The sequence below is a fragment of the Bacillus sp. V26 genome (assembly GCF_034296245.1).
In the GTDB taxonomy this organism is placed as follows: domain Bacteria; phylum Bacillota; class Bacilli; order Bacillales; family Bacillaceae; genus Bacillus; species Bacillus halotolerans.
In genome coordinates this window covers 200,712-227,111 of record NZ_JAXKQF010000005.1, presented here as the reverse complement: position 1 = coordinate 227,111, position 26,400 = coordinate 200,712, and the positions used below count along the sequence as shown (strand labels likewise).

Here is a 26,400-nt window from a genome sequence, read left to right as displayed (position 1 = left end):
TTCGCTCCCGCCTTCTGTAATTCCCTTGCATTTTTATTTCAAATTTTCCTCAAGCATGTCAAAGATATCGCCCATCTCATCCATTTCAAGGTCTCCCGCACTGAAGTCGCTCGGTGTGAATTCCTTGTCCTCTTTCTCCGTACAATGGCGGATGATCAGGAGGAGGTTTTCTTTAAACCGCTCCATTTGTGCTTCGACCGTTGCTCTTTCATATTCCTTCTCATTGTAGGAGCAAGAAAGGACAAAACGTCCGTTTCTGATCATGCCGCTGAAGCTTAAAGCGTACAGGGCTTCTGATTCTTCGCTCACTTGGCGTCCCATATCGAAAGCAGACGGTTCAAAGAAATCCGTTTTCACTTCACTGTCGAATTGGCCTAAATAGTTAAAACTGATTTCCGGTGTGAAGCCTTGCGCTCCCGCTTGTTCTGTAAAGTAGCGGAGAATGCCGTATCCGACGCCTTTGTCCGGAACGCGGCGCAGGTTTTCTTTGACTGCTTTGATGACCGCTGAGACATCTGTTTCAGACATGTCGAGCACAACAGGATATTGTGCCGTAAACCAGCCAACCGTTCTGGAGATGTTCACATTCGGGATGATGTCCTCCCGTCCGTGCCCCTCAAGATTGATGCCTATTTTGACACCGTCTGTCCATTCTTTCATCGTTAATCCGAGCGCACTGAGGAGAATGTCATTGATCTCGGTTCCATATGGCTGATGAACATCTGTTAAGAGGTGTTTAGTGTCTTCTTCATTTAATTCGCAGATGACGGATGATGTATGTTTGACAACCCGCTCCTCTGTTTCATCATCCTTCGGTACAGCAGAAACCTCTTCAGCGTCAATTTGCGCCCAGTATTCAGCCTGCTGCAAAAGGTGTGCTGATTGGCTGAATGCCGCCAATTCTTCCGCCCAATCCTTGAAGGAGTTCGTTTTTTGCGGGAAGACGATTTTCTCTTCGTTCTCAGCCTGCACGTAGCCTGATGCAAAGTCCTCAAGTAAAATCCGCCATGATACGCCGTCGACCACGAGATGGTGTACAGCGATGAGCAGATGATCCCCTGCTTCCGTGCGATATAGCTCCCCTTTCAGAAGCGGACCGTTTTGCAGGTCGAGACTGCTTTGCAGACTGTCAGCGAGAACCTTAATCTGGCTTTTCAGCATATCTTCATCTGAGCCGTACAGATCAACGATTTCGAAGCTGACCTCGCATTCGTCTATCCGTTTATACGCTTGAATGATATCGCCGTTTTCTTCACGGTAGACCATGCGCAGCGCGTCATGATGTTCAATCAGTGCCTGCAATGTCTTTTCAACCCGTTCCGGATCGAAGCCCTTCGCAGAATGAAGCATGACCGACTGATTCCAGTGGTGTTTGTTCGTGAAGTTCTTTTCAAAGAACCAGCGCTGGATCGGCGTCAGGATAACTTCGCCCTCCACAGGGCCTTGGTCTGCCTGTTTGCCTTCGGCACGCTCCACGTATTGTGTCAGTTCTTCAATCGTCGGGTGCTGGAAGAGATCCTTCATTTCCAGCTTCCAGCCGTGCTGGTTCAAGCGGCTCGCCATCTGGATTCCTTTAATGGAATCTCCGCCGAGCGAGAAGAAATTGTCGCTGACACCGACATCAGAAATACCGAGCACGTCCTGCCAAATGCCGGCAAGCAGCTCTTCCATATCAGTGGACGGCGCTTTGTATTCCCCGCCCCCTGCTTCGATGTCCGGCTCCGGCAGCACTTTGCGGTCTACTTTTCCGTTTGCGGTAACCGGAAGCTCGTTTAATGTCACCCAGAACGCCGGGATCATGTAGTCCGGCAGGGTTTCCTTCAGAGCTGACTTCAGCGCTTCTATGTCAGCTGTTTCCGGTGTGACATACGCCGCGATCGCTGTATTGCCGCCTTTATCTTTTACAGCTGTCACTGCCGCATCCTGCACCTCAGAAAGCTGAGCCAGCTGCACTTCAATTTCTGACAGCTCGATTCGGTAGCCGCGGACTTTGACCTGCTGGTCGATCCGGCCGATGTATTCGATGCCGCCGTTCGTCCATTTCACCAAATCGCCTGTTTTGTACATGCGTTCACCCGGCACGAACGGATCGGCGACAAACCGCTTCGCGGTTTCGTCTTCCCTGTTCAGATAGCCGCGCGCCAGTCCGCGTCCCGCCACACAAAGCTCTCCGGCCACGCCTTCCGGCTGAACCTGATGGCTTTCGCTGAGAATGTACACTCTCGTATTGGCGATCGCGCGCCCGATGGAAAGCGATCCTTCCTCCGGATTGATTTCTGTGCTCGTCGCAACGACAGTGTTTTCGGTCGGCCCGTAGTTGTTGACAATCGTGTACGGCTGCTTAACCGCACGCTTCAGCTTGTCCCCTCCGGTCAAGAGCACGCGAAGTGATGTGTTCTCAAGCTCCATGAACTGTTCCGCCAGCTGTGTCGGCAGGAACGTGATTGTGACGTTGTGCGTTTCGAAATAATCATTCAGGCGGGTGATATCAAGGCGGATCGCTTCATCAATGACATGAAGCTCGGCGCCGATCGTCCAGGTCGGGAACATCTCCCAAATGGAAGCGTCGAACCCGAAGCCCGCGTACTTCGCACTGCGGTCCTCCGCTGTCATGCCGAACGCGTCATGATGCCAGAAGCACAGGTTGACAAGCGCATGGTGCTCGATCATAACACCCTTCGGCTGTCCGGTCGTTCCTGACGTGTAAATCATATAAGCAAGGTGATCCGCGGTTGTGTCGGTCTGCGGATCTTCCTCATCGTTTTCATCAAGCGGCAGACTCAGGATCGTGCGGTTGCCGTCAAGAAGAATAACCTCGCCCGTATAGCTGTCCGGCACTGAAATGCCTTCCTGTTTCAAGAGAAGCTTCGCACCGCTGTCCTGCAGGATATATTCAATCCGCTGATCCGGATAGTCAGGGTCAATCGGCACAAATGCCGCTCCCGCCTTCAGGACACCAAGCACCGCGGCGGACATTTCAAGCGACGGCTTCGTCAGAATGCCGACGCGCTCATCCGCACTGATGCCGCAGTCAATCAGAATCCGCGCCAGACGGTTCGCCTTCGCATTCAGCTCACCGTACGTCCATGACTGCCCGTTATACGTGACAGCCGGGCGGTCTTTGTGGCACTGAGCCGTTTCTTCAAACAGCTGATGAACCATTTTGTCTGTCGGCACAGGCAGTGGTTTTCCTTTCCATGCCTCCAAAAGCGTTTGTTTTTCTGTCTCGTTGACGAGTGACAGGACGGAAAGCGGCTGGTTTGGATTTTCCGCCACAGCCTTCAATAAGCGGAGGACGTATTCACTCCATTGCTCAGCAGTTTCTCTTGAGAATAGGTCAGTCGCATATTCCAGCTGCAGACCGATGCCGTTTTCGTCAGCGAAACCGCCTAATGTGAGGTCAAACTTGGATGTTCCTTGATGTGCCTCATAAGGTGAAATTGTGAGATCTTGCAGCTCAAGCTGTTCTTTATCAGGGTTTTCTGTCGTAACCATCACGTTAAACAAAGGATTCCGGCTCATATCCCGAGGGAGGTCTAACTGGTTGACCAGGTCTTCAAACGGATACTCCTGATGCTCAAGCGCTGACAGATTTGTCTCCTTCGCTTGCTCCAGAAGCTCTGCAAATGTCTGCTCTTCCCTTGCTTCCATTCTCAGTGCGAGCGTATTGACGAACATCCCCGGCATGTTTTGCACGTCGGCATTCGTGCGGCCTGCTGTAACCGAGCCGATCACGATATCCCGCTGTCCGGAGATTTTGCTTAAAAAGACATGGAAGACGGTGTGAAGCACCATATGCAAAGTCGTTCCCGTTTCTGCTAGCAGTTTCTCAATCGCCTTTGCCGTTCCGCTTTCCGTACGAAAACGGACGGTATCCCCTTCAAAGCTTTGAATAGGCGGTCGGGTGTAATCGAGCGGAAGGTCAAGCTCCGGCAGTTCGCCTGAGAGAACTGAAAGCCAGTATTGCTCATGCTCCTTCATCCGTTCTTTCTGTCCGGCTTCATTTTGCCAAACAGCGAAATCTTTATAATGAAGCTTCGGCTTCGGAAGCTGTTCGCCTTTATAAAGCAGTGCCAATTCTTTAACGAAAATACCTCTTGATACACCATCCGCGATAATGTGATGCATATCCAATAGAAGCAGATGTTTTTGGTCTGCGATTCGGAGTAATGCCGCGCGAATGAGCGGAGCGCCGCTTAAGTCGAATGGCCGGATAAATTCTTTAATCTTCTGTTCCGCCTCGCCCTCTTCTGCATCAAACACGTGAAGATCAATTGATGCCTCCTCAACAATGCGCTGGACAGGCTCTCCGTCTGCTTCCGTAAATGACGTGCGCAATGATTCATGACGGTTTACGAGCTGGTTGAGTGATTCCCGCAGGCGCGAAATGTGAAGCTCGCCTTCCATAAGAAGAACCGATGGCATATTATAGCTGATCGTCTGCCGGTCAAGCTGATTGAGCACGTACATCCGTTTCTGCGCGGATGACAATGGATACACATCCTGTTTGTCAGCAGGCTTCAGCATGCGATAGCCGCCTGATGCTGCCGATTCCTCCATATAAGCCGCCAGCTGGCGTACAGTCGGCTGCTCGAACAGCGCTTTAAGCGGCACGGTTTTCTCCAATTCTGCCTGTATATTGGCGATGAGCATCATTCCTTTTAGTGAATGGCCGCCTAAATCGAAGAAGTTGTCATCGATTCCGATCGCTTCAATGCCGAGTGTTTTCTGCCAGATGCGGCAAAGGCTTTCTTCAAGCGCTGTTTCCGGAGCAGCTGACGCTTCATATCCGGATTGCGCTGCGTTCGGCTTCGGCAATGCGTTTCTGTCGGTTTTCCCATTTGCCGTGAGCGGGATAGCGTCCACCTGCACAAAGAAGGCAGGAATCATATGAGACGGCAGTATTTGTGAAAGCTGTTTCCGGAGCTCTGCTTTTTCAATGGCTTGATCCGACGTATAATACGCGCAAAGCTCCTGAAGCCCGCCCTCAGAAACCGCAAGCACAACCGCTTCCTGAACTTCGCTGAGGCTGAGCATGACCGTTTCAATTTCTTTCGGCTCAATGCGGTAGCCGCGGATTTTCACCTGATCATCAGCCCGGCCGATAAATTCAATCGTGCCGACAGCCAGTCTCCGGACGACATCTCCGGTCTTGTACATCAGGCTGCCCGGCGCATACGGGTTTTCCACAAATTTCTCGGATGTGAGCTGAGGACGGCTGAGATATCCTCTGGCAAGCCCCTGCCCCGTGATATATAACTGGCCGCTCGCTCCCGAAGGCACAAGCTTCAATGATTCATTTAAGACAAGTGCGCCGGTATTGGCAATCGGCCGTCCGATTGTCGGCCGTTTCGCGAATGTGTCAGGTTCACTCAGGTCAACCCGTCCGGCAATGGCGCCGATCGTTGCTTCGGTCGGACCGTAGTGATTGATAAATTCGGTATGCTGATATACCTTGCTGAAAGCTAAAACATCAGCCGGAATGATCTTTTCTCCTCCCAACACAATCAAGCGCAGGGATTCAAAGTGCGGCTCCTTTGTAAAGCTGGCCGTGTTCACCATCGTATGGAACAGAGACGGTGTCAGCTTGATATACGTGATGCCGTGTTCCTTGATATAACGGCCAATCTGATCGGGCGCCGTATATGTTTCTTTCGGCACAATGTGAAGCTCACCGCCTGCTTGAAGCACAGGGAAAATGCTTGTATACCCCAAGTCGAATGCGTAAGACGAAAGCAAGACAGACTTATCCGTTTCAGCCAGCCCTGCCTCTTTGCTAAACCAAGAAACATAGTTTGTCAGATTGCGGTGCTCAATCTGCACACCCTTCGGCTTCCCGGTCGTGCCGGATGTGTAAATGATATATGCAAGATTCTGAGGCCCAGAAATCGGTTCCGGACGCTCCTTGCTTTCGTTCCGCCAATCCGCTTGATCGATGCTGATGACGGTTCCTTGATATTTCCCTATGGCAGTCATATTTCTTTCATTCACGACTGTAAATCTCGCACCGCTGTCTTCTAATGAATAGCGGATTCGTTCCTCAGGCGTATCCGGATCAATCGGAAGGAAAGCTGCTCCCGCCTTCATGACACCAAGAACAGCTGTCATTAGGTCAGCTGAACGATCCATGACGACGGCTACGATGTCTTCACTTCCTGCCCCGTGCGCGCGCAAATGATGCGCCAGCTGGTTCGCCTGTTCATCGAGCTCACGGTAGGTCAGCTGATTTCCGCCACAAATCACAGCCGGATGATCAGGTGTTTGCTGCACCTGTTTTTCGAAAAGTGACGCAAACGTATCATTGCCAGAATGAGTGGTTTGTTTTTTCTCTTCAAGCAAAGCTGCCGTTTCAACTGGTGAAAGAATCTCTAAATCAGACAGCCGTACGTTCGGATTAACCGCAGCTGCTTTGATCAAATTGACGAAGTGGCTGCTCCAGCGGCGGATCGTCTCGTCCTTAAACAAGGCAGTTGCGTAGTCAAAGCTTAAACCGATTTCTTCTTCCCGTTCGACAGCTTCCAAGGACAGATCAAATTTCGCCACGTGATGAAGCATGGAATAGGAAGAAATCTTCAAATCTCCTAATTTCAAAGAAGGAATCTCCATGTTCTGCATGTTGAACATGACGCTGAACAGCGGGCTTCGGCTTGTGTCCCTTGTGAGCGGCAGTTTTTCAATCAGTTCCTCAAGCGGATAGCTTTGGTGCTCGAATGCTTGAAGACTGACCGTTTTGACTTCGTCTAGGAATTGCGCAAAGGTTTTGTCCGCCGCAGGCGCTGTCCGTAATGCCACTGTGTTGACAAACATACCCGGCACACCTTGCAGATCAGGATGCGTTCTGCCCGCAGTCGGTGAGCCGACGATGATGTCATCCTGTGACGCGTACTTAGAAAGCAGTACATGAAATGCGGCTAAAAGGAACATGTACATTGTTGTGTCTGTTTCTGACAGCAGCGATTTAATTTGAGCCGTGATTTGTTTATCCAGCCCGAACATGACGCGCTCCCCGGAAAAGTTCCGTTCTGCAGGCCGCGGGAAATCCGCCGGAAGATCAAGAACCGGCAGCTCGCCTTTAAACGTATCCAGCCAGTATGCTTCATCCTTTTGATGATCCGCACGTTCTTTTTGCCAGACAGCGTAATCTTTATAGTGAATCTGCGGGAGCTCCAGTTCTGCGCCTTGATAGATTTTGGCGAGATCGCCGATGAGAATGCCTGTCGAGCTGCCGTCTGTAATGATATGGTGCATATCAATGAGCAGCAGATGGCGTTCTTCTTCAAGCTGGACAAGCTTCGAACGGACGAGCGGCGCGCGGTTTAACTCAAACGGCTGAATAAACGATTTGATCAGCTCTTCCGCGTCTTCTTCCCGTCCCTTGGCAGCCTCCAGCTGGAACGATATGTTTTTATGAACGGTCTGTACGACTTCTCCGTCTATCATGTCAAACGACGTACGGAGAATTTCGTGCCGGTTGATTAATTGCTGAATCGCATGTTCAAGCCGGTCTTTGTTTACTTCTCCCTCCAGCAAAAGTACAGCAGGGACGTTGTAGCTTGTGCTTGCTTGTCCAAGCTGATTGAGGATGTACATTCTCCGCTGGGCCGGGGAAACAGGATAATGCTGCTGATAAGGTGCTTGCCTGATCGGTTCAAACGTCTGCTCCTCCTTGCTTTCGCTCTCTTCCAAATACAGTGCCAGTTCTTGGATGGTCGGCTTTTCAAAAAGCACTTTAATCGGTACTTCCTTGTGGAAATGCTCTTGAATTTTCGCCGTCATCATCATGGCCTTCAGAGAATGTCCGCCGATCATGAAGAAGTTATCGGTAACGCCTGCTTTAACGCCGAGTATCCCTTCCCAAATCTCGGCTAATTTCTTTTCACTCTCTGTTTTGGGTGCTGCATATTCAGACTGCACAGCGTCTGATTGAGGCGCAGGCAGTTCTTTTTTATTGATTTTTCCGTTTGGTGTAAGCGGCAGGCTGTCCATCTGGATCAAATGGGCAGGAACCATATAGTCAGGCAATGATTGAGACAGCGTTTTTCTCAGCCCGCTCACAGACACTTCGCGATCCGCTGTAAAGTACGCGCAGATTTCATTTTCATCCGCTTTGTTTTTGCGAATGATCACGGCAGCCTCTGTCACATGTTCGGCCATGTTCAATTTGGTTTCGATTTCACCAAGCTCAATCCGGAACCCGCGCACCTTCACCTGGTTATCAATTCTTCCTAAAAACTCGATATTCCCGTCCGGAAGCCATCTCGCCAAGTCGCCAGTTCGATAAATTTTTTCACCCGGTCTGAATGGATCTTCGAGAAATTGCTTCTTCGTCAGCTCTGGGAGGTTGACGTAGCCCCGTGCCACGCCGCTTCCGCCGACACACAGTTCACCGGGCGCGCCGATCGGCTGCAGGCGCTGCTGCTCATCCATGATGTATGCAGTGGAATTTCCGATTGGCTTCCCGATTGGAATTGAACCGCTGTACTCGCGATCAATCAGAAAGCTTGTAGAAAATGTCGTATTTTCTGTCGGTCCGTATCCGTTCCACAGAGCAAGCGACGGCGATGCCTGTTTCACTTTACTTACAATATGCGGCACGAGCGCGTCTCCGCCGATGATTAAATGGCGCAGTGTGCCGAACATGCCGGCATCCTTTGCAGCAAGCTGGTTGAATAATGGCGATGTCAGCCACATCGTCGTAATTTTCTGCTCACGGAGGAACGCTGAAAACCGTGTCGCGTCAAGCAGTGTCTCTTTTTTCACCGGATAAAGCGCAGCCCCGTTCAGCAGCGCGCCAAAGACCTCAAATGTACCGGCATCAAAGCTGACAGCTCCCGTTTGCGCCATGCGGTCTTCTTCATGAACAGGAACGTATCCTGCATTTTTAACGAGAAGCAGAATGCTTTTATGTTCGATCATGACGCCTTTCGGTTTTCCGGTCGAACCTGACGTGTACATGATGTAAGCCAGGTCAGACGAATCGGCGGGCAGATTCAGATTGTCAGCTGTTTCATTCCCTTCAAAGACGCCTTCCAGCGGGAGAACCGGTACTTGCAGCTGCTTTGCCTGTTTTGTATATGCCTCTCCAGCTAAAGCGATCCGAATCGAGCTGTCCTCCGCCATGAAACGGAGCCGATCCTCCGGAAGTGCGGGATCAAGCGGCACATATGCGGCGCCTGCTTTTAAAACAGCCAGCATGGCGGCAACAGTGTCTGCCGAACGGTCATTCATAATGGCTGCCGCTTCACCCTTTTGCAGACCTTGCCCAATGAGCTTTCTCGCCAGGCGGTTCGCCGCTTCGTTCAGCTCGCGGTATGTCAGCTCGGCTCCTTCATATACGAGGGCAGTACTTGCCGGTGTCCGCTTTGCTTGTTCTTCAAATACTTGATGAACAGCCATTCCTTCAGGGAGTTCTGATGAAGTGCTGTTAAAGGTCTCCACAATTTGCCGCTGCTCTTCTTCTCCCACAAGCCCGTGCTCACGCACAAAAGCGTCCGGCCGCTCAACAGCGGCTGTCATCATGCGGGTGAGATGTCCTGCTGTCCGTTCAATAAAAGCAGAATCAAATGCAGCGCCGTTATATTTGATTTTGACGGTCCATGTTTTACCCGGGTAAACAATGAGGTTGAAATCAAAGCTTGTTTGTTCAAATGCGCTCTCAACCTTAATAGAGAACCCGAGCCGGTCTTCCATGCTGCCGTTTTCAAGCTCTTGATCAAGCGGATAATTTTCAAAAGCGACGAGATGGTTCAAAAGACTACTGTCCAAGGCTGAACGTTTTTGAATCTCGTAAAGCGGCACGTAATCGTAGCGCTCCGCCTCCACCGCATGCTGCTGAACGTCTGTGAAAATATCAGCGAATGTAGACTGCTGATCAACCTTTACACGCACCGGAATGGTATTGATAAAGAGCCCCGCCATTGTTTCAATTCCGTTGATTTCAGACGGCCGTCCCGATACGACCGTGCCGAAGACAACATCATTTGTAAAGTTATATTTGCTGAGGACGATTCCCCAGATCGCCTGAAACAGGTTAGGCCCCGTCACTTGATGGCGGTTCGCCGTTTGCTGAATGCGTGCAACCAGTTCCTCATCCCATGTAAATGAGTATTCTCTGTTCACATACTCGTCTTTTTTCTCCGGCAAGCGGCCCGGGAGCACGCTTGGCTGTTCAAAATCCGCCAAGCGTTCGCTCCAGTAGCCTTCCGCTTCTTCATTGTCCTGTTTTCCAAGCCACTTCATGTAGTCGGAATATGGCTTGCCCTGCCCGTTTGCAGGTGTGCGGCCTGCTCTGAGCGCTTCGTAGTTTTGGAACAGGCTTTTCATCAGCACGCCCATGCTCCAGCCGTCCATCATAATATGGTGATTGCTCCAGACAAGATACAGCTGATCTGCATCAAGGCGGAAAACTGCCACCTTGAATAAAATGTCTTTGGCCAGGTTAAAGCCTTGGCGCTGAACGTCTTGTTTGTAACGCTCGATGTGGTCTTTCTGGCGATCCTCATCTGCATGACTGATATCTTCATAGTGCACCTTTGTCTTGCGTTCCGCTAACACAACCTGACGCGGCTTTTGCAGCTGCTGGTGCACAAATACCGTACGGAGAATATCGTATGACCGGATCAGTTCATTGACGCTTTTCTCAAAGATTTCTAGATCAAAAACACCTTGAATGCCAAGCTCTAATTGTGTGAAGTAAGAGGAAGAATGCGGATCAAGCATCGCATGATACAGCATTCCTTCCTGCATCGGTGTAAGTGCATACACCTTTTGAATCGATTTTTTGCTCATATGCCACCTCTATTAAAAAATTTCCATTAATTTATCAAGCTCATCCAGCGTCAAATCGTCGTCGCCAAGGTCACTCGGCGTCAGTTCCGTGCCATCTTGAGATAGGCAATGTTCAATGATTCTAAGAAGATGGGCCTTAAAGCTGTCACTGAATGTCTGTATCGTTTTTTCATGAAATTCGAGAGAGTGATAGGCCAGTGACATCGTCAGTTTTCCGTTTTCAATATATCCGACAACATCAAGCGCGTTCGGTTTTTCCGTTTCCGGGCTTAATGACTGTCCTGACGGCAGCTCTGATCTCGTGAATAAACCTGCATCCGACATTTCATCGAACTGACCTAAATAGTTAAAGCTGACATCCGGCTGAATGGAGAACGCCACATCTTCTTTATGCTCCGGCGCCGTCAAATAGCGCAAAATGCCGTAGCCCACTCCCTTATTCGGGATATGCCTGATGTCTTCTTTCATTTGCTTCAGCTGATAAGCCAGATCATCCGCATGCTTCATATCCAGCACCATCGGGAACATACTCGTAAACCAGCCGACTGTCCGGGAAATGGTCAGGTCTTCTACTATATCTTCACGTCCATGCCCCTCTAAATGAACACTCACTTGCTCCTGACCTGTCCACTCCTTCATCGCCAATCCGAATGCCGTCAGCAAAATATCATTCATTTCTGTGTGATAAGCCTCATGCACCTTGGTGGTAAGCTGTTCTGTCTCTTCAGCAGTCAGCGAAAATTCAATTGTCTTTGTATGTTTCATTCGCTGATCACTAGATTCGCGGTCCTTCGGAAGCTTCACCGGGACAGTCTGTTCTTCAAGCTGTTTCCAATACTCTTTTTCTTTCAAAAAGGCCTTGGAATTTGCGAAGTCTTGTAATCTCTCTGCATACTCCGCAAACGAATGGGTTTTCTGCGGAAGAACCGGCTCGTTCCCCTGCTCCAGCTGTGTATAAACCGCGGCGAAATCCTCCAGTAAAATCCGCCACGATATACCATCAACCACTAAGTGGTGAATCACAAGCAGCAAGTGATCTCCGTCTTCTGCTTGGAACAAGCCTGCTTTTAACAAGCCGCCTTCATTCAAATCGATGCTGCTTTGCAGACGCTCCGCTTCTCTCTCTATGCGGTCTTCATGATCTATAGCCTGCCCCTCAAGCTTGGCGATCTCCAAGTGGACAGACACAGCATCAAGCCCTTTATTAAACTGAACGATCTCCCCTTGTTCCTCGCGGTAGACCATGCGAAGCGCGTCATGATGTTCAATCAGTGCCTGCAATGTCTTTTCAACCCGTTCAGGATCGAAGCCCTTCGCAGAATGAAGCATGACCGACTGATTCCAATGGTGTTTGTTTGTGAAGTTCTTTTCAAAGAACCAGCGCTGGATCGGCGTCAGGATAACTTCGCCCTCCACAGGGCCTTGGTCTGCCTGTTTGCCTTCGGCACGCTCCACGTATTGGGTAAGCTCTTCGATCGTCGGGTGCTGGAAGAGATCCTTCATTTCCAGCTTCCAGCCGTGCTGGTTCAAGCGGCTCGCCATCTGGATTCCTTTAATGGAATCTCCGCCGAGCGAGAAGAAATTGTCGCTGACACCCACTTCAGAAATACCGAGCACGTCCTGCCAAATGCCGGCAAGCAGCTCTTCCATGTCAGTGGACGGCGCTTTGTATTCTCCGCTTCCTGCTTCGATATCCGGCTCCGGCAGTGCTTTACGGTCTACTTTGCCGTTTGCGGTAACCGGAAGCTCGTTTAATGTCACCCAGAACGCCGGGATCATGTAGTCCGGCAGGCTTTCCTTGAGCGCTGACTTCAGCGCTTCTACGTCAGCTGTTTCCGGTGTGACATACGCCGCGATCGCTGTATTGCCGCCTTTATCTTTTACAGCTGTCACTGCCGCATCCTGCACCTCAGAAAGCTGGGCCAGCTGCACTTCAATTTCTGACAGCTCGATTCGGTAGCCGCGGACTTTGACCTGCTGGTCGATCCGGCCGATGTATTCGATGCCGCCGTTCGTCCATTTCACCAAATCGCCTGTTTTGTACATGCGTTCACCCGGCACGAACGGATCGGGGACAAACCGCTTCGCGGTTTCGTCTTCCCTGTTCAAATAGCCGCGCGCCAGTCCGCGTCCCGCCACACAAAGCTCTCCGGTCACGCCCTCCGGCTGAACCTGATGGCTTTCGCTGAGAATGTACACTCTCGTATTGGCAATCGCGCGCCCGATGGAAAGCGAGCCTTCCTCCGGATTGATTTCTGTGCTCGTCGCAACGACAGTGTTTTCGGTCGGCCCGTAGTTGTTGACAATCGTGTACGGCTGCTTAACCGCACGCTTCAGCTTGTCCCCTCCGGTCAAAAGCACGCGAAGTGATGTGTTCTCAAGCTCCATGAACTGTTCCGCCAGCTGTGTCGGCAGGAACGTGATTGTGACGTTGTGCGTTTCGAAATAGTCATTCAGGCGGGTGATATCAAGGCGGATCGCTTCATCAATCACGTGAAGCTCAGCGCCGATCGTCCAGGTCGGGAACATCTCCCAAATGGAAGCATCGAACCCGAAGCCCGCGTACTTCGCACTGCGGTCCTCCGCCGTCATGCCGAACGCGTCATGATGCCAGAAGCACAGATTCACAAGCGCATGGTGCTCGATCATAACACCCTTCGGCTGTCCGGTCGTTCCTGACGTATAAATCATATAAGCAAGGTGATCCGCGGTTGTGTCTGTCTGCGGATTTTCCTCGTCGTTTTCATCAAGCGGCAGACTCAGGATCGTGCGGTTGCCGTCAAGAAGAATAACCTCACCCGTATAGCTGTCCGGCACTGAGATGCCTTCCTGTTTCAAGAGAAGCGTCGCGCCGCTGTCCTGTAGGATATATTCAATCCGCTGATCCGGATAGTCAGGATCAATCGGCACAAATGCCGCTCCTGCCTTCAGGACACCGAGCACCGCAGCGGACATTTCAAGCGACGGCTTCGTGAGAATGCCGACGCGCTCATCCGCGCCGATGCCGCAGTCAATCAAAATCCGCGCCAGACGGTTCGCCTTCGCATTCAGCTCACCGTACGTCCATGACTGCCCGTTATACGTGACAGCCGGGCGGTCTTTGTGGCGCTGAGCCGTTTCTTCAAACAGCTGATGAACCGTTTTGTCTGTCGGCACAGGCAGTGTTTTTCCTTTCCATGCCTCCAAGAGCGTTTGTTTTTCTGTCTCGTTGACGAGTGACAGGCTGGAAAGCGGCTGGTTTGGATTTTCTGTTACTGCTCCTAAAAGCTGCACCCAGTATTGCTTCCATCGTTCAATCGTTTCCGGTGTAAACAGCGCCGTATTATATTCAAGAACAAATGTGAGCCCTTCGCCGGTTTCGTCAGCTGTCAGCGTAATATCAAACTTGGCCGTTTTCCGCTCAAACGGATGCGGTTCAAGCTCGATTCCTTTCATTGTTAAATCTTTAATGTTCGCATTTTGCATAGAAAATACTGCGTCAAATAAAGGGTTTCTGCTTGTGTCACGGTGAACCTGAACTTTTCCGATCAGGTCCTCAAGCGGGTAATCCTGCGCTTCAAATGCGCTAAGTGCTGTTTCTTTCACTTCGCCAAGATAATCCGCAAACGTCTTATCGCCCTTCGGATACGTGCGCAGCGCCAGCGTATTGACAAACATGCCGATGACGCGGCTGATGTCTGCTTGAGAGCGTCCGGCTACCGGCGAGCCAACAATGATATCGTTTTGCCCGCTCAATTTTGATAAAAACGCACTGTAAGATGCCAGAAGAACCATATACAATGTGGAATCCGTTTCCTTCGCAAGCTTGCGAAGAGCATCTGCTTTTCTTGCATCTAATGAAAATGCAATCCGGTCTCCCTCAAACGTTTGAACCGCAGGACGGCTGTAATCAGTTGGAAGAGTCAGCACCGGCAGCTCTCCTTCAAGCTCCTTCAGCCAATGCTCCTCTTGCTTCCGGTAAAGCTCGGACTGAATAAACTGCTGCTGCCACACGGCATAATCCTTATATTGAATATGAAGCGGCTCCAGGCTTTCTCCGTCGTACAGCTTCGAGAGTTCATCAATCAGCACGCCGACAGACGCTCCGTCAGAAATAATATGGTGCATATCAAACAGCAGCAGATGCTCAGTTTCTGAAAGCTTGATCAGCCCTATTCTGAACAGAGGCAGCCGGTCGAGTGTGAACGGACGGATAAACTCAGAAACGATCCGCTCGGTCTCATCTTCTGGAGCTTCGAAATATGCCATATCAAACGCTGCTTCATCCCAGATTCGCTGCACCGTTTCTCCGTCTTTTATTTCAAAGGTTGTTCTGAAGGCTTCATGGCGCTCCATTAACTGATTCATTACGCATTTGAGCCTTTCAACATCCAGATGACCCTTCAGGCGCAGAACCGACGGCATGTTGTAGCTTGTGTCCGCTCCTTCAAGCTGCTGAAGCACGTACATCCGTTTTTGCGGAGAAGAAACAGGATAAGTCTCTTGTTTCTTTGCCGGCCTGATACTGATCGCTGTTCCTTTTTCAGCGGCGGCAATAGCCTGCGCTAAGCATTCAACGGTCGGTGATTGGAAAAGATCCTTCAGAGAAAGCTCGGCGCCCAGTTCCTGATGAATCAAGGCAAGCATCTTCATGCCCGCTAACGAGTGTCCGCCGATATCAAAGAATTGGTCATAGATGCCGATCTGTTCAACCTGAAGCACCCGTGCCCAAATGTCTGCGACTTTTTGTTCTATTTCATTGCGCGGCGCAACATATGAAACACCGTTTGAGATGCTGACGTCAGGAAGCGGAAGCGCCCGACGGTCGATTTTTCCGTTTCCGGTCAGAGGCAGCTCGTCCATTTGGATAAATACCGCAGGAATCATGTAAGCCGGCAGATCCTTTGCCGTATGCTCTCTCAGCTCTTGCGCTGTAATTTCACCCTGTCCGACAAAGTACGCACAAAGCAGTTTGTCTCCCGCACCTTGATCGACGGCAAGCACAACGCTCTCCTGCACACGATCGTGGCTTTGCAGCTGGTGCTCAATTTCTCCGAGCTCAATGCGCTGTCCGCGGATTTTCACCTGGTGGTCTATCCGTCCGATAAATTCGATATCGCCATTCGGCAGCCATCTTGCCAAGTCACCCGTTTTATACATGCGTTCGCCTTTTTTAAACGGATGCGGCACAAATTTCTCCTCAGTCAGTTCAGGTCGGTTGTAATAGCCTTTCACCAGGCCTTCCCCGCTGACACACAGTTCTCCCGCGATGCCGGCAGGCTGAACATGTCCCGCGCGGTCAAGAATGTACACTTCCGTATTGCTGACCGGTCTTCCAATCGGAACGGACATCGTATGCTCATCCAATTCATCAACCGGATGATACGTTGCGAAAACCGTGCTTTCAGATGGGCCGTACATGTGAAGCAGCTTGCCTTTTCCAACAGTCTGCAGCGCTTTTTTCACATGATCTACAGAAGCCCGTTCTCCCCCGAACATAATCTTGCGCAAAGTCGACAAGCATCTCGGATTCAAGTCCACAAGAAGATGGAACAGAGCTGTCGTGATCATGAGAATGCTGATATTCTCCCGCTCAATAACGCGAGAAAGACGAGCCATGTCCAGAACAGTTTCTTTCGGAACGAGCACAAGCTTGGCGCCGTTTAATAGAGAGCCGAATACGTCAAACATAAATGCGTCAAATACATAATTTGAGAGTCCGAGTATCGTATCCTGTTCCGTAATGCTGAGATAATTCGTCCGCTTAACCGTACGCAGAATATTGGCATGTGTCACAATATTTCCCTTTGGCGTTCCTGTCGTTCCGGATGTATACGTCAGGTTGGCCATGGCCGCAGAATCAAACGGCAGAGCGAGGTTTTGCGCATCGTCGTGATAGCTATCATCCTCATCAGCGAGCACGATGACGCCTTCGAATTCCGCTTTTTCCGCTAACGCCTTTAATTTCTTCTGGGTGAGAAGCACTTTCGCTCCGCTGTCTTGGAAGAAATGCTGCATCCGCTGAATCGGGTGTTCCGGATCAATCGGTACATAAGCCGAACCTGATTTTAATACCGCCAGGATTGACACAATCATGTCCATTGACCGTTCACATAGGACGGCCGCTGTCCTGCTTTCGCCTGCTCCCATTGAAAGAATGCCGCGCGCTAAACGGTTGGCCCGTTCATTCAGCTCACGATATGTGAGCGATTGCCCTTCATATTGAAGTGCCGGACGATCCGGCGTCTTGGCAGCCTGCTCCTCAAACAGCTGAACAATCGTTTTGTCTTTCGGATAAGGCGTTCTTTCCGGGTTAAACTGCTGAACTTGTGAAGCGGCTTCCTGTTCAGAAAGAAGATTGTATTCAGAAATTGGTTTCTCAGGCTCAGCCGCTACATCTTCAAGCAACCGCGCAAAATGCGAGAGCAGCCTGTCTGCCGTGCTTCGTTTAAACAGTTTTGTGCTGTAGTCTAAATCAAGATCAATGCCTTGGTCCGTTTCTTTTGCCTGAACCGTTACATCAAATTTGGCAATGTTGAAATTGGTCTCATGAATCGACAATGTCAAATCACCGACAGCCGGAATGCCCGCCGTTGCGTTTTGAAGACTGAACATCGTGTCAAACAATGGATGCCTGCTGATATCACGCGGTATGTTCAGGTCTTCAACGAGCCATTCAAATGGATAATCCTGATGAGAAAAAGCATCCAGAACCTGCTGGCGCACACGTGTGAGCAGGCTGTTAAAGGTCTCATCCTGCTTCACTTCGCTGCGAATCGCGAGCGTATTGACGAACATGCCGACAATGCCCTCTGTATCAGAATGATGTCTGCCCGCTGACGGGGTGCCGACAATGATGTCATCCTGCCCCGTATATTTAGACAGGAGCGTATAGTAGGCTGACAGCATGACCATATAAAGTGTGGCTCCATTTTTTTCAGCTAAACGATACAGGCGATTCTTTAACTCCGCATCCAGCTTGATGGAAACCCGGTCTCCTTCAAAGCTTTGGACAGGCGGTCTCGGATAATCGGATAGAAGCTGAAGCACTGGAAGCTCACCCGCAAAGGCTTCCTTCCAATACGCCTGATCCTCCTGGTATCCTTCAGCAGCCTGCACGCTTTGCCAGACAGCGTAATCTTTATACTGAAGACGGAGCTCAGGAAGCTGTTCACCGCGGTAAATCTGTGCCAGTTCCTCCAAAATAATGCCGATGGAAACACCGTCAGAAATCAAATGGTGCATATCAAACAGAAGCATATGACGGTTTTCTTCAAGCTCCATCAATCCGATTCTCAACAGCGGCGCTTTCGATAAGTCAAACCGGCGGACAAAAGAAGTCATAACCTCCTCATTTGAGCGGCCGCTTCTTTCAATCATCTCGATGTTGAACTGAACACTTTCATGAATTTTCTGTCTCGGCGTACTGCCTTCAAGCACAAATGACGTCCTCAGCGACTCGTGGCGGCTGATTAACCCGTCAAATGCGCGTTCCAGTTTTTGAATGTCTAAAGGCCCCTCTAAAATAGCTGCCGCCGGCATGTTATATCCGACTCCCGCATCTTCGAATTGGCTGACAATATACGTCCGCTGCTGCGCCAAAGAAAGCGGGTAATGTTCCTGTTTTTCAGCTGGCTCAATTGCCGCAAACGTCCTGCCTTCTTTACGCTCGGCCGCCTCAGCAAGAGCGGCGATGGTCGGATGCTCAAACACATATTGCAGCGGGATGTCAGCGCCCGTCTCCTTATGAATCTTTGTTAAAAGCGTCATGGCCTTCAATGAATGACCGCCCGTTTCAAAGAAATTGTCAAAGACCCCGGCTTTCTCAACGTTCAGCACATCCTGCCAAATCTCAGCGATTGCTTTTTCCATTTCGTTTCGAGGTGCGGTATAAGCTGTTCCGCTTACCGCTTTTACCTCAAGCGCAAACAGCTTGCGGCGGTCAACTTTACCGCTTGGTGTGAGCGGGATTTCTGTGATTTCTGTGATGTAAGCCGGCACCATATAGTCAGGAAGCTGTTTTGCCGCGTGTTCCCGCAAACGTGCTGGAGCAAATTCGCTTCCCTCCTTTTGCACAACATACGCACAAACCTCAAGATTCCCTTGGTCGTCAGGCCTCGCCAAGACGACAGCTTTTGCAACATCAGGCGCCTGCTGAAGCACGGCTTCAACTTCTCCAAGCTCAATGCGGTATCCGCGAACTTTGACCTGATCATCTTCTCTTCCTAAATATTCGATCGTTCCATCTGGAAGCCAGCGCACCACATCTCCGGTACGATACATGCTGTCACCGGGCACAAACGGGTCTTGTGAAAATTTCTCAGCTGTCAATTCCGGAAGGTTTAAGTAGCCTCGTCCTACACCGTCACCCGCGATATAAAGCTCGCCCGCCACGCCTTCCGGCTGCAGACGGCCTTTTTGATCCAAAATATACAAGCGGTTATTCCCAAGTGCTTTACCGATTGGCACATACGCTGATTGAACTGAACTGTCCGGGTGGACCGGATGAACGGAAGCATCCACACACGTTTCAGTCGGCCCGTACACATTGGTCAAACGAGGAACGGCACCCGCTTCTTTGAACAATGTCAGAAGCTTGTCCGCCACAACAGAAGAAAGACCTTCCCCGCCAATCAGTAAGTGTTTGAGCTTAAGACCAGTCAAATCTCCCGCAGCAATCAGCATTTGCAGATGGGCCGGTGTTCCGTCCGTCGCCTCAATCCCGTATCTGCGGTAATACTCAGCAAGAGCAGCGCCATTCGTCACCGTGTTCTTCGGTACAATATAAAGGGTCTGTCCCAAAAGGAGCGACGCGAAAATCTGTTTCACTGACGCATCAAAGTGGAACGGCGCAAGCAATGCCATCCGCAGGGTCTGACTCTCACTCTGATAAATGGTCTGCTGCAGAGATTCAACCAAATGATGAACCTGGCGATGCTCGATCATCACTCCTTTTGGACGTCCGGTTGTTCCCGACGTATAAATAATGTAGGCAAGATCACCAGCGTTCAGATTGACATCCGAAATAGCATCTGTACCGCCTGCAATCGCCTGATCAAAGTCAATAAGCTCAGCAGATGCACTTGGAGACGCAACCTTCGATTCAGTCAAGACGAAATCCGCACCGCAGTCCTCCAAAATAAATTGGATGCGCTCTGCCGGAAACTCGGGGTCAATCGGCACATAGGCTCCGCCGGCTTTTAAAATCCCCATAATGGCCGTGATCATTCGTTCAGAGCGTTCGAGCAAAACGGCAACCGGGCTGTCTGCACGGACACCCTTCTCTTTCAGCACACTGGCAATACGTGATGATTGTTCATGTAACGTTCGATAGGACAATGCTCGATTTTCAAACACAACCGCGGGCTGATCAGCAAGCGATTCAGCCTTTTCTTGAAACAGCGCCGGAATCGTCATGTTCTTGCGGTAATTGACCGGTTCACCGCCAGCCCGCAATAGCAGCCGCTCTTTCTCCGCCTCAGAAATCAGCGTCAATTCATCAATCGTATGATTCGGGTGCGTAAGTGCGTTCTCAAGCAATGTCATCATGCGTTCACAAACAATTTTGATTTCTTCGCGCGTCATTAAATCAGTACGGTAGTCAAAGTCAATTGTAAGTTTCCCAGTATCCCATCGATCCTTCACATGAATCGAAACATCATTTAATCCGCTTCCGCTGAAAATAGGCTCAGTCAAAAAGGAAAGATTCTCTTCTTTCTGCCACTGCATCACCTGATATTCAAGAGAAACGGTAAACAGCTTTGTCACAGAGCTTTTTGTTTCACGAAGATCATTGATGAGAAGATTATACGGATACTTTTGATGGCGAAGAGTTTTCATTAAATCCTTCATCCGGTCTTTAACAAAATCAAAAAACGCCTGTCCGCCGTCAATGTTTGCCCGAAGCGGAACCGTAGAAACAAACATGCCGAGCATCTGCTTCTCTTTCGCATTTGTCCGATTGCCCATAAATGTACCAGTTACCACATCATTCTGCCCGCTGACTCTGTACAAGTAGGCGGCAAGCACCGATTGAAATACCGATAATACGCTGACCTTGTGCTCCTCACAAAAGGATAAAATTTGCTGATGCAGCACCTCAGGCACATCTTGAGAGAATCTCTCAGCATCTAAACTTCCGCCTGCAGGAGCATTCCGTTTCAGGGAAACGAGTTCAGGCACCGTTTCGAATTGCTTGTTCCAGAACGCTTTATCTTTTTCAAACCGCTTCGATTGAGCATAGTCCTGTTCAGACAAAACATGATCGATAAATGAATGCGAGATTCCTTTTTTTGTTTCTGATCCGCCTGCTAATTCCAAGTAAATGTGCATAATGGCATTTCCGAGGATGTTCATGGAGATCCCGTCAGAAATCACATGATGAACATTTGCGTAAAACCATACTTCATTTTCTTTGATGGTAAACAGGGAAAAACGGAATAAATCACAATTGTACAGAGGCAGAGGTTTTTTCGTTTCCTCCCGGCCCCATTGTGAAATAGATTCTATCGCATTCGGATCTCCGGTGGTGTCAGTATGTTTTATATCAACAGGCCGATACTCGCTTATATATTGAACGGGCTCTCCATTATCATCGAGACGCAAACGAAGGCGCATTGCGTCATTTCTGCGCACAAACTCTTGAATCGCTTGCTCCACAAGCTTCCAGTCAATTTTTTCAGTTGAAACCAGCTTACCAATCCCCGCAAGATTTGAAATACTCGTATGAGGATAAAATTTTTCTGTATACCAAATTCGTTTTTGAGCATCCGTTAAAGGATAAAAAGTTATTTCCATATTATCTTACCTCCCCTAATCTTCAATAATCTGTAATATGTGCAGGATTATTTCTATTCCGTATCCTTTGACAGCTTTTGAATCTAATGAACTAACTGCTCAAAAAGCCAAAAGTACTACTTCTCAAAAGCGTTGCATCCAAACAAAAAACACAAAGCGACCTAAAAATAGCCAGCCGTAAGCATTGATTGCGGTGTCAGGCACAGGCAGATAAAGACCGCAAGCCCTCTTGCCCTAAAGTGAAACATTTTTGCCTATTTCTTCATTGTTTTCAATATTTTTAACCTTTCTAACGTTCACTTTAAATGAAAAAAATGTTTTTATCACCGAAAAATGGGTGAAAAGTTTCATGCGGGATACCGAAAAGATTCCAGTTTATTCACTGGGATATTTTTGCGGGATACCGCAATAATTTCCACTAAACATTATTTACAGAAAAATAAAAATTTTTAAAATACACTCTCACGCTATTTCCCATTTATTGTTGAAAGCCATTTACAATCTTTACATCCCATATGTTTACCGCGCAAAAACCGAAAAACAAGCAAAAAAAAGACACCCTTAGCCAAGAGCGCCTTACAACGATTCCTTAATGACATTTTTGTCGATATCAATCAATTCCATATAGCCTTTCCCCCACTCATACATGGCATCAAGAATAGGCATCAGGCTTTCTCCTTGCGGGGTCAAGGAATATTCAACCTTCGGCGGGACAACCGGATACACTTCCCTGTGAACAATCATATCCTGCTCAAGCTCTCTCAGCTGATTCACGAGGATTTTCTGCGTAATATCAGGAATCAAAGCTTTCAATTCATTAAAACGTTTTGTGCCTTCTTTTCCTAAATGCCACAAAATGAGCATTTTCCATTTGCCGCCGATCACCGCAAGCGTTAATTCCTTCTCACAATTAAACCGTTTGTCGTCCATCCGGCTCAAAAGAAATCCCCCCTTAGTATACTTTTTATATGTTAGATACGTATCATCACTTACTTACTTTTTGGCAGACTCTTTTTCATTATACTCACTCATAAAACCAAGCGAAAGAAATCTGATTGCCTCTTCTCACAGTATCCTCCAAGTAACTAGTTGACTTCAAAGTGCCTACTTCTCAGCTAAAGAGGGAACCTATAGAATGAAAAATAATTCGAATAAGGGAGTGGATCAACAATGGAATTACAGCTGGCATTAGACCTAGTAAATATCCCGGAAGCCATCGAGCTTGTCAAAGAAGTGGAACAATACATCGACGTGGTTGAGATCGGAACACCGGTTGTCATTAATGAAGGCCTTAGAGCCGTTAAAGAAATAAAAGAAACATTTCCGCAATTGAAGGTCCTGGCAGACCTGAAAATCATGGATGCCGGCGGATACGAAATTATGAAAGCGGCGGAAGCTGGAGCTGACATCATCACCGTTTTAGGGGCTACAGACGATGCAACAATTAAAGGCGCAGTAGAAGAAGCCAAAAAACAGAAGAAGAAAATCTTAGTGGACATGATTAACGTGAAAGATATTGAATCCCGTGCGAAAGAAATTGACGCACTCGGTGTTGACTACATCTGCGTCCACACTGGTTATGATCTTCAAGCAGAGGGCAAAAACTCTTTCGAAGAATTAACGACCATCAAAAATACCGTAAAAAACGCAAAAACCGCAATTGCGGGCGGCATCAAACTTGATACACTGCCAGAAGTGATCAAACAAAACCCTGACCTTGTCATTGTTGGCGGCGGAATTACAAGCGCAGCCGATAAAGCAGAAACAGCTTCAAAAATGAAACAGCTTATTGCCCAAGGATAAATAAAATGAAAACGACTGAATACGTAACGGAAATTCTCAATGAATTACACCGTTCAGCGGCTTATATTTCTAATGAAGAAGCTGATCAGCTTGCCGATCACATTCTTTCGTCCAATCAAATTTTCACTGCGGGCGCGGGGCGGTCTGGCCTGATGGCAAAATCCTTCGCGATGAGATTGATGCACATGGGCTTCAACGCTCATATTACCGGTGAGGTTCTCACTCCGCCGTTCCGCAAAGGAGACCTCGTCATTATCGGCTCAGGATCAGGCGAGACAAAGAGCCTGATCAATACAGCAGCTAAAGCAAAAAGCTTACACGGAATTGTTGCCGCTTTAACCATCAATCCGGATTCGAGCATTGGAAAACAATCGGATCTCATCGTCAAAATGCCTGGCTCTCCTAAAGACCAGTCAAACGGAAGCTATAAAACGATGCAACCAATGGGTTCATTATTTGAGCAAACATTGCTGCTTTTCTATGATGCAATAATTTTAAAACTCATGGAGAAAAAAGGACTCGATTCTGAAACCATGTTCACTTACCACGCAAACCTTGAATAGCGTCACACAGCCGGCCTGGAGATCAGGCCGGTTTTCATATCCCCTAAAATAAAACTTTAAACCCAAAAACCCGATAAGTAATATGACCTACAAACAAACAGAGGGAGGAATTATGTTGAAAAAACAAATAAAGCTGAAGCTTGGAACTAAAATTCTCAGCTTGGTCTTCGCAGTTATTCTATTGTTTTCTCTATCAGTCGGCGCCGTAATGCTAAAAGACATTACAAGCAGCATGAAAAAAATGGCCACTGAAAAGGCGAAAGGCGATCTTGCTTTAAGCAGCACGTATATTGACGACGTGATTTTAGGGAACTGGGAGGTAAAAAACGATAAGCTGTATAAAGGTGAGACACAAATAAACGGAAATGAAGAAATTGTTGATCTGCTTGGCAAAAAAACAGGTGACACCGTAACGATTTTCCAAGGAGATACTCGGGTCGCAACCAACGTAATGAAAGACGGTGAAAGAGCTGTCGGCACTCAAGCTTCTGCTGAGGTCACTGACGCTGTTTTAAAAAACGGGAAGCACTTCTACGGACAAGCAGATGTGGCAGGCTCCTCTTATCAAACAGCATATATGCCCTTAAAAGATAAGGAAGGCAACATTATCGGTATGCTGTATACAGGAGCCAATCAAAGCATTTTAGCATCGCTTACCCAATCGCTGTTCACTCAATTCGCTATCGTTCTTGCTGTAGTTATTATGATATCTGTCATCCTTGTTTTGCTTTTCACCAGAAGAATCAACCGGCGGCTGAACGTATTAAAATATGCCTTTGAAAGCGCCGGAAACGGAGATATGACAATAGAAGTTTCAGACAAGTCCACTGATGAGTTAGCAGAACTGAGTGTCTACTATAATAAGATGAGAATGAAGCTGAATCAGACAATCCAAACGGTACAGCAATCCGCCCTTCAGCTTGCATCAGCCTCTCAGCAGCTTTCAGCCGGAGCAGAAGAAACCAATCAAGCCTCCGAAAAGATCACAGAAGCTGTTCAGCAAATTGCAAACGGTGCCAAGCATCAAATCACACGAATCGAAAACAGTGAAAAATCACTGGAGCAAACAACAGCTGACATACGGCATATTTCTTCAAATACTGCTGCCATTGCTGAGAAAGGACAGCTTGCGCAATCAAAAGCAGACATTGGCCAAAATGAAATTTCAAATGTTCAGTCACAAATGGATACCATTCACCATTCGATTGAAAAAAGCGGAGAGATCATTCAGCAGCTGGACGGCCGTTCTAAACAAATTGAACAAATTTTATCCGTTATCACCCAAATTGCCGATCAGACAAACCTGCTTGCTCTTAATGCAGCAATTGAAGCTGCCCGAGCCGGAGAACACGGTAAAGGCTTTGCCGTTGTTGCTGATGAAGTTCGCAAATTAGCAGAGGAATCTCAACGGTCTGTCGGACAGATTTCCAAATTAATCGCTGAGATAAAAAATGATATGACTGAATCTGCGCAGTCTGTTGAACATGTGAAAACAGAAGCTGCTGAAGGTGTAAACATGATTCAGCGCACCAGAGACGCATTTAAAGAAATTGCAGCCGCAACAGATGAAATCACTGCGGAAATCAGCGATTTATCAGCATCTGTTACCAACATTTCAGCAAGTACACAAAAAATAAACGAATCCTTTGCCGCCAATACAACAGACATTAAAGAATCAACAGAGAGTACCCGGCAAGCGGCAGCTTTAACAGAAGAGCAATTTGCCGCTATGGAAGAGATTACTGCAGCCTCAGAAACGTTATCTCAATTGGCTGAAGAGCTTACCGGTATCATAAGCCAATTTAAAATGATTGATCAACCTGAAAACAGCCTATAATCTAGTATCAATATTTCAATTTGATAACGTTATTTTTTTAAAAATGAATATTTCGATCTGCTAAAATTACGATTTCTGCAATAAACCTAAGGCAAAACAAAAAATTTTAATCTTTACACCCAGCCCTTTCTGCATTACTCTTGGAGCAGTTTTAAAGTTGCTGACGCGGGAGGTGATCATCACGAATGGACATTATAAAAACTTTACTTCTCGTCATAGTCGTCATAGCAGCTGCAGCTGTTGGCCTGATTAAGGGAGACTTTTTCTCAGACGATCAAAAAACGTCTCAAACAGAAGAATATGACGAAACACTGGCCTTCCCTTCTGAGCGTTATCCTGAGACAGCAAATCATATCAAGGACGCAATAAGTGAGGGACATTCAGATGTGTGCACCATAGACAGAGACGGAGCTGAGGAACGCCGCGAACAATCATTAAAAGACGTACCTTCCAAAACAGGGTATGACCGAGATGAATGGCCAATGGCCATGTGCAAAGAAGGCGGTGAAGGGGCTTCTGTAGAATATATTTCTCCCGCTGACAATCGCGGCGCAGGCTCCTGGGTCGGGCATCAGCTGACCGATTACCCTGACGGCACAAAGGTTTTATTTACGATTCAGTAAACAGTTAAAA

Annotated in this window: 7 protein-coding genes; 4 read left to right on the top strand and 3 right to left on the bottom strand. The window is 48.5% G+C overall.

Annotated elements, in window-relative coordinates; all coding sequences use genetic code 11:
* Positions 1-33: 33 nt before the first annotated feature.
* The 3 genes from srfAB to hxlR all read right to left on the bottom strand — a co-directional run bounded on the left by srfAB (position 34) and on the right by hxlR (position 22,503).
* Complete coding sequence (gene srfAB, locus UJ203_RS20935) at positions 34-10,788, bottom strand: surfactin non-ribosomal peptide synthetase SrfAB (RefSeq protein ID WP_415859194.1); 10,755 nt, start codon at positions 10,786-10,788, stop codon at positions 34-36.
* A gap of 12 nt (positions 10,789-10,800) precedes the next feature.
* On the bottom strand, positions 10,801-21,564 hold the full coding sequence (gene srfAA / locus UJ203_RS15900; RefSeq protein ID WP_322012294.1) for a surfactin non-ribosomal peptide synthetase SrfAA: 10,764 nt from the start codon (positions 21,562-21,564) through the stop codon (positions 10,801-10,803).
* 576 nt (positions 21,565-22,140) lie between these two features.
* On the bottom strand, positions 22,141-22,503 hold the full coding sequence (hxlR, locus tag UJ203_RS15895) for a transcriptional activator HxlR (protein WP_003241118.1): 363 nt from the start codon (positions 22,501-22,503) through the stop codon (positions 22,141-22,143).
* Positions 22,504-22,734: 231 nt separating this feature from the next.
* On the opposite strand from hxlR, the gene hxlA reads away from it, so the two are divergent.
* The 4 genes from hxlA to nucA all read left to right on the top strand — a co-directional run bounded on the left by hxlA (position 22,735) and on the right by nucA (position 26,390).
* Positions 22,735-23,367 carry a 3-hexulose-6-phosphate synthase gene (gene hxlA, locus UJ203_RS15890; RefSeq protein ID WP_202852455.1) on the top strand — a complete coding sequence of 211 codons (633 nt, stop codon included), beginning with the start codon at positions 22,735-22,737 and terminating at the stop codon, positions 23,365-23,367.
* A gap of 5 nt (positions 23,368-23,372) precedes the next feature.
* Complete coding sequence (hxlB, locus tag UJ203_RS15885) at positions 23,373-23,930, top strand: 6-phospho-3-hexuloisomerase (protein WP_322012289.1); 558 nt, start codon at positions 23,373-23,375, stop codon at positions 23,928-23,930.
* Positions 23,931-24,042: 112 nt separating this feature from the next.
* Positions 24,043-25,767 carry a methyl-accepting chemotaxis protein TlpC gene (tlpC, locus tag UJ203_RS15880; RefSeq protein WP_322012286.1) on the top strand — a complete coding sequence of 575 codons (1,725 nt, stop codon included), beginning with the start codon at positions 24,043-24,045 and terminating at the stop codon, positions 25,765-25,767.
* A 185-nt stretch (positions 25,768-25,952) separates the two neighbouring features.
* A complete protein-coding gene (gene nucA / locus UJ203_RS15875) occupies positions 25,953-26,390 on the top strand; it encodes a DNA-entry nuclease (RefSeq protein ID WP_024120178.1) in 438 nt (145 codons plus the stop codon).
* Positions 26,391-26,400: the final 10 nt, after the last annotated feature.